The 8,670-nt window shown below is 72.4% G+C and carries 10 protein-coding genes; 2 read left to right on the plus strand and 8 right to left on the minus strand.

Going from position 1 to position 8,670, the window contains the following annotated elements; genetic code table 11:
* On the plus strand, nt 1–1,281 hold a 1,281-nt coding region (locus PLP61_RS11880), incomplete at its 5' end, for an MFS transporter (RefSeq protein ID WP_324502927.1).
* Between the two features lie 37 nt (nt 1,282–1,318).
* Here the strand turns inward: PLP61_RS11880 and PLP61_RS11885 are convergent.
* The 3 genes from PLP61_RS11885 to PLP61_RS11895 all read right to left on the minus strand — a co-directional run bounded on the left by PLP61_RS11885 (nt 1,319) and on the right by PLP61_RS11895 (nt 4,096).
* Nucleotides 1,319–1,717, minus strand: a complete 399-nt coding sequence (locus tag PLP61_RS11885) for a cold-shock protein (protein WP_324502928.1) — start codon at nt 1,715–1,717, stop codon at nt 1,319–1,321.
* 65 nt (nt 1,718–1,782) lie between these two features.
* Complete coding sequence (locus PLP61_RS11890; protein ID WP_324502929.1) at nt 1,783–2,454, minus strand: HAD family hydrolase; 672 nt, start codon at nt 2,452–2,454, stop codon at nt 1,783–1,785.
* Between the two features lie 28 nt (nt 2,455–2,482).
* Nucleotides 2,483–4,096, minus strand: coding sequence for an AMP-binding protein (locus PLP61_RS11895; RefSeq protein ID WP_324502930.1), 1,614 nt, complete (start codon nt 4,094–4,096; stop codon nt 2,483–2,485).
* A gap of 43 nt (nt 4,097–4,139) precedes the next feature.
* Here PLP61_RS11895 and PLP61_RS11900 point away from each other — a divergent pair, with 43 nt between their 5' ends.
* Nucleotides 4,140–5,111: a dihydroorotate dehydrogenase-like protein gene (locus PLP61_RS11900; RefSeq protein ID WP_324502931.1), complete on the plus strand. Its 972-nt coding sequence runs from the start codon at nt 4,140–4,142 to the stop codon at nt 5,109–5,111.
* A gap of 19 nt (nt 5,112–5,130) precedes the next feature.
* Here PLP61_RS11900 and PLP61_RS11905 read toward each other — a convergent pair whose 3' ends face one another.
* The 5 genes from PLP61_RS11905 to PLP61_RS11925 form a co-directional block, all read right to left on the minus strand.
* Nucleotides 5,131–5,565, minus strand: coding sequence for a GlcG/HbpS family heme-binding protein (locus PLP61_RS11905; protein ID WP_324502932.1), 435 nt, complete (start codon nt 5,563–5,565; stop codon nt 5,131–5,133).
* 98 nt (nt 5,566–5,663) lie between these two features.
* Nucleotides 5,664–6,578, minus strand: coding sequence for a catechol 2,3-dioxygenase (locus tag PLP61_RS11910; protein WP_324502933.1), 915 nt, complete (start codon nt 6,576–6,578; stop codon nt 5,664–5,666).
* A gap of 4 nt (nt 6,579–6,582) precedes the next feature.
* Nucleotides 6,583–7,002 carry a 2Fe-2S iron-sulfur cluster-binding protein gene (locus PLP61_RS11915; protein WP_324502934.1) on the minus strand — a complete coding sequence of 140 codons (420 nt, stop codon included), beginning with the start codon at nt 7,000–7,002 and terminating at the stop codon, nt 6,583–6,585.
* A 5-nt stretch (nt 7,003–7,007) separates the two neighbouring features.
* Complete coding sequence (locus PLP61_RS11920; RefSeq protein ID WP_324502935.1) at nt 7,008–8,468, minus strand: aldehyde dehydrogenase; 1,461 nt, start codon at nt 8,466–8,468, stop codon at nt 7,008–7,010.
* Nucleotides 8,465–8,670, minus strand: a 206-nt coding sequence (locus PLP61_RS11925) for a hypothetical protein (protein ID WP_324502936.1), incomplete at its 5' end; no start/stop codon positions are given. The genes PLP61_RS11925 and PLP61_RS11920, both read right to left, overlap by 4 nt.

An 8,670-nucleotide genomic window follows, 5' to 3' on the forward strand; every position in this document is an offset into this window, starting at 1 on the left:
ACCGGCCGGGCCGGTGGGTGCACGGTCCGCCAGGCCCGTCGCGCCGCACGGGCCGAGGGGGCCGGCGACTCGGGGCTCTCGCGGCTGATCGAGGTGCACGCGTTCAGCGCCGCCGGCGACGCCGCCATCGCGATCTCGCTGGCCGGCACCCTGTTCTTCCAGGTCCCCACCGGCGAGGCACGCGGCCAGGTGGCGCTGTTCCTGGGGCTGACGATGATCCCGTTCGCGATCGTCGCGCCACTGATCGGTCCGTTCCTGGACCGCTTCAGCCACGGGCGGCGCTGGGCGATCGGGTCGACCCTGGCCGGACGCGGGTTCCTGGCCTGGGTGCTGGCCGGAGCGGTGGCCGGCGACTCGGTGTGGATGTTCCCGGAGGCCCTGGGCTGCCTGGTCCTCTCCAAGGCGTACGCCGTGACGCGGGCGGCCGCCGTGCCCCGGCTGCTGCCGAAGTCGCAGACGCTGGTGCGCGCCAACGGCCGGATCTCCCTGGCCGGCGTGGTGGGCGCCACCGTGTCGGCGCCGGTGGCCGCAGCCGCCAGCCTGGCGGGACCGGAGTGGTCGCTGCGCTACGCGTTCGCGCTCTTCGTGGTCGGCACGGTGCTCGCCATCCTGCTGCCCGCCCGCGTGGACTCCAGCGCCGGTGAGGGGACGATGGTGCTCCGGGGCGACGCGGCCGACCGGGGCTCCGGAGGCCGGGTCCGTACCCGGATCCCGGCCTCGGTGGCCTTCGCCCTGCGCGCCAACTGCGGCCCACGGTGGCTGACCGGCTTCCTCACGATGTTCATGGCCTTCCTGCTGCGTGAGGTGTCGATCAGCGGGTGGCGCCCGGAGGTGGTGCTCGGCATCGTCATCGGCCTGGCCGGGCTCGGCAACACCCTGGGCATCGCCCTGGCCGCGCTGCTGCGCCGGGTCAACCCGCGGGTCACCGTGGTGCTCGCCCTGGTGGCCGACGCCGCGATGACCGCGGTCGCGGCGGTGTGGTTCACCGTGCTCACCGCGGCGCTGCTCGCCCTCACCGCAGGACTGGGCCAGGCCCTGGCCAAGCTGTCGCTGGACTCCACGATCCAGCGCGACGTGCCCGAGCGCGTGCGCAGCAGCGCCCTGGCACGCTCAGACGCCACCCTGCAGCTGGCGTGGGTGGTCGGGGGCTTCATCGGCATCGGGCTGCCGCTGATGCCGCACCTCGGCCTGGGTGTGGCGACCGCGGTCCTGGTCGGCTGGCTGATCTTCGTGCTCGCCACCCGCCCCGCTCCCCCACCGGCCGGCGCCCCGCAGCGCTAGGGCCAGGGCCACGAGGCAGGGCCGCAGCGCCCCGGGGTCAGAGCTCGAGCTCGTCGGCGAGGGCGCGCAGCAGCTTGGCGACCGGGCGGGCGGTCTTGTGGTCGGGGTGGCGCCCGTGCCGGTAGCTCTCCCCCACCCCGTCGAGCAGGCGGATCAGGTCCTCGACGATGGGGACCATCTCCTCGGGCGTCTTGCGGCGCGCCGCCGCCCGGTTGCGCGAGACCGAGGGCGGGGTGTCGAGGATCCGCACCTGCAGCGCCTGGTCGCCGCGGCGTCCCTGGGCGATGCCGAACTCGACCCGCGTCCCCGGCTTGAGCGTCGCAGCAGCACCCTCGGGCAGCGCGTCGGCGTGCACGTACACGTCCGGGCCGTTCTCCTGGGACAGGAAGCCGAAGCCCTTCTGCGCGTCGAACCACTTCACCTTGCCAGTGGGCACAGGCCTGACCTTCCTCGGGATGCTGCGGCGGGACACCGCCCCGGGGGAGGGGGCGTGGTCCCAGCCTACGGAGGAGGCCCGACCCTCCGCCAACCGATACCCGCGCCACGGGCTCGGCCGCGGCCGGCCAGGTGCTCCTCCAGCCAGCCCGGGAACGCCACCAGGTCGGGGAGTACGACGTGCGTGCCGGCCGCCACCAGCTCCTCGCGGCTGCAGCCCCCGGTCAGCACCGACACGCTGAGCACCCCGGCCGCGAGCGCCCCCTCGACGTCGTGGCGGTGGTCCCCGACGAACATCGTGGCCCCCTCCCGGCGCAGCACGTCGGCCTTCCCGACACCCCACACCCAGCCTTCGAGGTGGTCCACGTCCAGCCTGAGGTGGTCCACGTGGAGCTGGGCGTTGCGCGGGAACTTCCCGGTCACCACCACGACCCGGCCGCCGTGGCGGCGCACCGCGTCGACCGCCTCGCGAGCACCGGGCAGCAGCGGCACGGGCGCCACGGCGAGGTCGGGGTAGAGCTCACGGAACCGGTCCCCGGCGGGACCCACCTGCTCGGGTGCGAGGTGGTCGGCCAGCAGGGTCTCGAGCGGCGGTCCGAGCTGCGCGGTGAGGTCCGCCACGGGGAACCGGACGCCCAGCTCCTCGCCGAGCGCGGTGAGCGTCGCTGCGAAGCCCGGCACGGTGTCGATGAGGGTCATGTCGAGGTCGAACCCGACGACCAGCGGCGGTGTGCTCACCGGGCGAGCGTACGCCGCGGCCGAGGCCTCACAGGCCGAGCGCCCGGGCCGACTCCTCGCGCATCTGGACCTTGCGGATCTTGCCGGTGACCGTCATCGGGAACTCCTCGACCACCATCACGTAGCGGGGGATCTTGTAGTGGGCCAGCCGCCCGGTGGCGTACTCGCGGACCGCCTCGGCGTCCAGCGGCGCCACCCCGGGACGCATCCGGATCCAGGCGCACAGCTCCTCGCCGTACTTCTGGTCCGGAACGCCGACCACCTGCACGTCCTCGATGTCGGGGTGGGCGTAGAGGAACTCCTCGATCTCGCGCGGGTAGATGTTCTCCCCGCCGCGGATCACCATGTCCTTGATCCGGCCGACGATCACGCAGTACCCGTCCTCGCGCATCACGGCCAGGTCACCGGTGTGCATCCACCCCTCCGCGTCCACGGCCTCGGCGGTCTTGGCGGGGTCGTCCCAGTAGCCCAGCATCACCGAGTAGCCGCGGGTGCAGAACTCGCCGGGCTCCCCTCGCGGGACCGGCTCGCCGGTGGCGGGGTCGACGACCTTGATCTCCACGTGCGGGTGCACCCGGCCGATCGTGGCGGTACGCCGCTCGAGGTCGTCGTCGGAGCGCGTCTGGCAGGACACCGGCGAGGTCTCGGTCATGCCGTAGGCGATCGCCACCTCGGCCATGTTCATGTCGTCGATGCAACGGCGCATCACCTCGACCGGGCACACCGCGCCGGCCATCACGCCGGTGCGCAGGCTGGACAGGTCGTGCTCGGCGAAGGTCGGGTGGTGCTGCATCGCGATGAACATCGTGGGGACGCCGTACACGCCGGTGCAGCGCTCCGCCGCGACCGTGCGCAGGGTGGTCTCGGGGTCGAAGCCGGGCCCGGGGATCACCATCGTGGCCCCGTGCGTGCTGCAGCCGAGGTTGCCCATCACCATCCCGAAGCAGTGGTAGAAGGGCACCGGGATGCACAGCCGGTCCGCCTCGGTGAAGCCGATCAGCTCGGTGGTGAAGAAGCCGTTGTTGAGGATGTTGCGGTGGGAGAGGGTGGCGCCTTTGGGGTAGCCGGTGGTGCCCGAGGTGTACTGGATGTTGATCGGGTCCCCGGGGGCCAGCGCCGCCATCCGCTCCCGGAGGTCCTGCTCGGTGACGCCCTCGGCCTGCGCCAGCAGCTCCGCCCAGTCGCCGGTGTCCAGGTAGACGACCCGCTCCAGGGTGGGGCACTGAGCCCGGGTCTCCTCCACCATCGCCCGGTAGTCGCTGGTCTTGAACCCGGAGGCCGACACCAGCAGACGCATCCCGGACTGGTTCACCGCGTAGGAGAACTCGTGGGTGCGGTAGGCGGGGTTGACGTTGACCAGGACCGCCCCCACCTTGGCGGTGGCGTACTGCACCAGCGTCCACTCCGCGCAGTTGGGCGCCCAGATCCCGACCCGGTCCCCCGTGCGCACCCCGGCCCCGAGCAGGGCCCGGGCGAGGATGTCGACCTCGGCGTTGAGCTCGGCCCAGGTCCAGCGGCGTCCGCTGGCGACCTCGACCAGCGCCTCCCTGTCGCCGTGGGCGGCCACGGTCCGCTCGAGGTTCGCGCCGATGGTCTCCTCCAGCAGCGCGGGACTGACCTCACCCGATGCGATCGACTCCATGTCCGGCACAGTACGGTTTCCCCAGCGATTGCGGGAGGTGCGGATGGACCTGGCCACCACCTATCTGGGGCTGGAGCTCCGCAACCCCCTGGTCGCGGCGCCCTCCCCGCTCCAGCAGACCCCCGGCGGGGTGGTCACGCTGGTGGACGCCGGAGTGGGGGCCGTGGTGCTGCACTCGATCTTCGAGGAGCAGGTGCGCCGCGAGCTCGACCCCGAGCACGCCGAGACGCACTGGTTCCAGAACCCGGCCGGTCCGGGGGCGCCGGCGCGCTACCTGGACCTGGTGGAGAGGTCGGCGGCCGCGGTGGACGTGCCGGTCATCGCCAGCCTCAACGGCACCGGCAGCGGCCCGTGGACCCGGTTCGCCCGGCAGGCCCAGGACGCCGGGGCCGCCGCGGTCGAGATCAACTTCTACGTCGTGCCCGGCCAGTTCCGGGGCGAGGGCGAGGTGGTGGAGGACGCGCTGGTCGACCTGCTCCTCGCTGTCCGGTCGGCGGTCACGGTGCCCGTGGCGGTCAAGCTCCCGCCGTACTTCTCGTCGCTGAACCCGGTGGCGGTACGCCTGGTGGAGAAGGGCGCGGCCGGCCTGGTGCTGTTCAACCGGTTCCTCCAGCCGCGCATCGACGTGGACACCCTGCAGGTGGAGCCGGTCATCGACCTGTCCACCTCGGCCGAGGCGCGCCTGCCGCAGACCTGGATCGCGGTGCTGCGCGAGCAGGTGGAGTGCTCGCTGGCCGGGACCGGCGGCGTGGAGGGCGCCGAGGACATCGCGGCGTACCTGCTGGCGGGTGCCGACGTGGTGCAGTGCGCCTCGGTGTTCCTGCGGCACGGCCGCGACCATGCCCGGCAGCTGCTCGCCGACCTGGAGACGTGGGGGGACCGGCACGGGTTCGCCAGCGTGGCCGAGGTGCGTGGCCGGCTGTCGGTGCCCTGGCAGGTGGACAGCAAGGACTACGAGCGAGACGGCTACGTGAGCGCCCTGCAGATCGCGCGCCGCGCCTACGTCTGGAGGTAGCCGGCGGCCGCCGCGCGGCTCAGCCGGAGACCGCGGCGGCCCCTGCCGAGGCGACCTGCACGTCCTGCTCGGCGGTGCCGCCGGACACCCCGACGGCGCCGACCAGGGTGCCGTCGAGGAGGACCGGCTCGCCGCCGCCGAAGATCACCAGCCGGTCGCGGTGCACGATGCCCTCGCGCAGTGCCGGCTCGTTCTCGACCATGTCGAACCAGAGGGACGTGGGCACGCCGTTGAAGGCCACCACGGTGTAGGCCTTGTCAGCCGCGATCGACCCCGAGAGCAGCGCCGCGCCGTCCATCCGGGCGAAGGCCAGCGGGTGCCCGGCCACGTCGCACACGCTCACGTTCACCGCGACCCCGAGCTCGGCCGCCTCGGCGAGGGCGGCGTCCAGGACGGCCCGCGCCCCCGCGTAGGACAGGGTCGCTCCGGGGACGACGTACGGCTGCTGGGACATGCGCACTCCTGGGGCTGCCGGGACGGTCCGGGGCGGGATGCACCTCCACGAGGCCCTGTCGGGTGCCTCTCACCCCGGACTGTCCCCTGTGGGGACGGTCAGGTGCTGACGGTCATGAAGCGCTCGTTGAGCTCCCGGGCGTGGTAGAAGACGCCCTTGCCGATGGCCTCGGGGGTCCAGACGCTGACCGGGCGGTCGGGGTAGGCGAGGTAGCCGCCGGCGAACACCTCGTTGCGGTTGCCCGACGGGTCGAAGAAGTAGACCGTCTGGCCGCGGGTGATGCCGTGGCGGGTGGGGCCGATGTCGATCGGCACGTCGTCCATCGACATCAGGTCGGCGGCCCGGCCCACGTCGGACCAGTCACCCAGCTTGAACGCGAAGTGGTGCAGCCGGCCCTGCGGGCCCTCGAGGACGGCGAGCTGGTGGATCTGGTTGTTGCTGGTCATCCAGGTCGCGATCAGGTGCGCGTCGTCGTCGAGCGTGGTCTGCACCCGCTCGGTGGCGTAGAAGCCGAAGACGTCGGTCAGCATCTGCTGCATGGTGCCGACGTCCTCGGCCAGGATCAGCGCGTGGTCCAGGCCGGGGACCCCGACCCCGACGAGGTGCCGCGGGAAGGACTCGGGGTTGTGGGTGCCCACCTCGGTGCCGATCACGGTCTGGGAGTGGTACACCTCGAACACGTGCTCGCTCGGCGTGGTGAACCGGATGCCGTCGGAGACCTCGGGGTTCTCCCCCGCGCTCATCCGCTCCACGGTCAGGCCGAAGGTCGCGGCCTTCTGCTCGATCTCGTCGATGTCCTCCGGCTTGTCCACCTTGAACCCGAACTTGACCAGGCCGACCCCGCCCTCCTCGAGGACGACCGAGTGGTGGTCCCACTCGTCCCAGCCCTTGTAGTAGACGCGGTTGCCCTCGTCGAGGGTCTCGTAGAGACCCATGGTGCTGGCGTAGTGGTGCTTCGCCTCGGCCAGGTCGGTGACCCGGACGTGGGCGTAGCCCATCCTCATGATCCCCATCTCGTTACTCCTTGTTCGTGGCCGCGAAGCCGTGGGTGGTGGACGCCGGCGTGGTCGCCGGGCCCGGTGTGCTCGCCGGGGTGACCGCCGGGTGGGCGGCCACGTTGAGGTAGCGCAGCAGGCCCGGCGGGGCCTGGTGCACGTCGACCTGCTCCAGGTGCAGGGTGATGTCGCCGACCGGGATCGCCCGGCAGGTCAGGCAGGTGCCCTGGGTCTGCTCCTGGGCGGTGAGCACGGACTCGGCGACCACCTTCTCGTAGGTCACCTCGCCCGCGGTCAGCTCGATCTTGCAGATGCCGCACCCGCCGCGCCGGCAGCCGACCTGGCGCACCGTGTAACCGCAGCGGAAGAGGCCGGCCAGCACCGGCTCACCCGGGTTCAGGTGGGCCTCGAAGCCGCTCGGCTCGATCCGGACGGTGGGCACGGCGGTCAGGCCTGCCGGTCCCGGGGCTCGCCGTTGATCTGCATGATCACGGCCTTCGGCTCGGTGAAGAACTCGCGGCTGAAGTTGCCGCCCTCGCGGCCGACGCCCGACGCGCCGACCCCGCCGAAGGGTGCCCGCAGGTCGCGGACGAAGAAGCAGTTGACCCACACCGTGCCGACCTCGAGCCGGGCGGCCACGCGGTGGGCGGTGTGCAGGTCCTCGGTGAACAGCTGGGCGTCCAGGCCGTACTCACTCTCGTTGGCGAGGGCGACCACCTCGTCCTCGGTGTCGAAGGGGTGCACCACGACGACCGGGCCGAAGATCTCCTCGCACACGTGCGGGCTGTCCAGCGGCATGTCGACCAGGACCGTGGGCTTGACGAACCAGCCGTCCCCGACGCCACCGGTGACCATCCGGCCGCCGGCCTCCTCCACGGTGTCGACGTACCCCTTGACCTTGCGGAAGTGCTCCTCACTGGCCAGCGGACCGAACTCGGTGGCCGGGTCCAGCGGGTCCCCGAACCTCATCGCCTCCGCCTTGCCGACGAACCTCTCCAGGAAGGTGTCGAAGACCGGGCGCTGCACGAAGAGCCGGCTGCCGGAGAGGCAGATCTGGCCGGCGTTGCGGAAGATCGACTGGATCGACCAGTCGACGGCGTTCTCCAGGTCGGCGTCGGCGAAGACGATGTTGCAGTTCTTGCCGCCCATCTCCAGCGATACCGGGGTGAGGTTCTCGGCCGCGGCTCTGCTGATGATCCGCCCGGTGCCCGTCTCGCCGGTGAAGGTGATCCGGTCCACCCGCGGGTCCCGGGTCAGCGCCTCGCCGACCGACTGCGGCCCGTAGCCGTGCACCACGTTCAGCACACCCTCGGGCAGACCCGCCTCGACGGCCAGCCGGGCCAGGATCGTGGCCGAGGTGGGGGTGTCCTCGGCGGGCTTGAGCACCACGGTGTTGCCCCAGGCGAGGGCGGGGGCCACCTTCCAGGTCTCCAGCATGAGCGGGAAGTTCCAGGGCGCGATCGCGACCACGACACCGGCCGGCTCGTAGCGGGTGTAGGCGTGGTGGCCGGTGTCCATCGGCAGCGTGTCGGCCATCGCCATCTTCGCGTGGTCGGCGAAGAAGCGGAAGTTCAGCGCCGCGCGGGCCACGTCGTGGTGGCACTGGTTCCAGGGCTTGCCCATGTCGCGGGAGTCGGCGCTGGCGAGCTCGTCGGCGTGCGCCTCCATGGTGTCGGCCAGCCGGTGCAGCAGCCGCTGCCGCTCGGCGTACCCCATCCGCGGCCAGGGTCCCTCGTCGAAGGCCTTGCGGGCCGCGGCGACGGCGGCCTCGGCGTCCGCGACGCCACCCAGCGCGACCTGCGCCCAGGGCTCACGGGTGTAGGGGTTGATGCTCTGGAAGGTCGCGCCGTCGTGGGAGTCGACCTCCTTGCCACCGATCACGTGGCCGAAGTGCTCGAGGTCCGTCATGACGATGCTCCTGTCTCGTGGGGCGCCGGCCGGGTGCCGGCAGACGCGGGTGCGGCGGCCGCGGCCGCCGTGCGCTCGGCGACCGTGACGTCGCCGGCGGCGAAGTGGGTCGCGGGAACCTCGCGGACGACCACGCGGACGCTGGGCACCGGCGCGTAGACGGCGCCGGCGACCGCGTGGGCGGCGGCGCTGCCCGTCGCCG

It is taken from the genome of Nocardioides sp. (assembly GCF_035429765.1).
Classification (GTDB): domain Bacteria; phylum Actinomycetota; class Actinomycetes; order Propionibacteriales; family Nocardioidaceae; genus Nocardioides.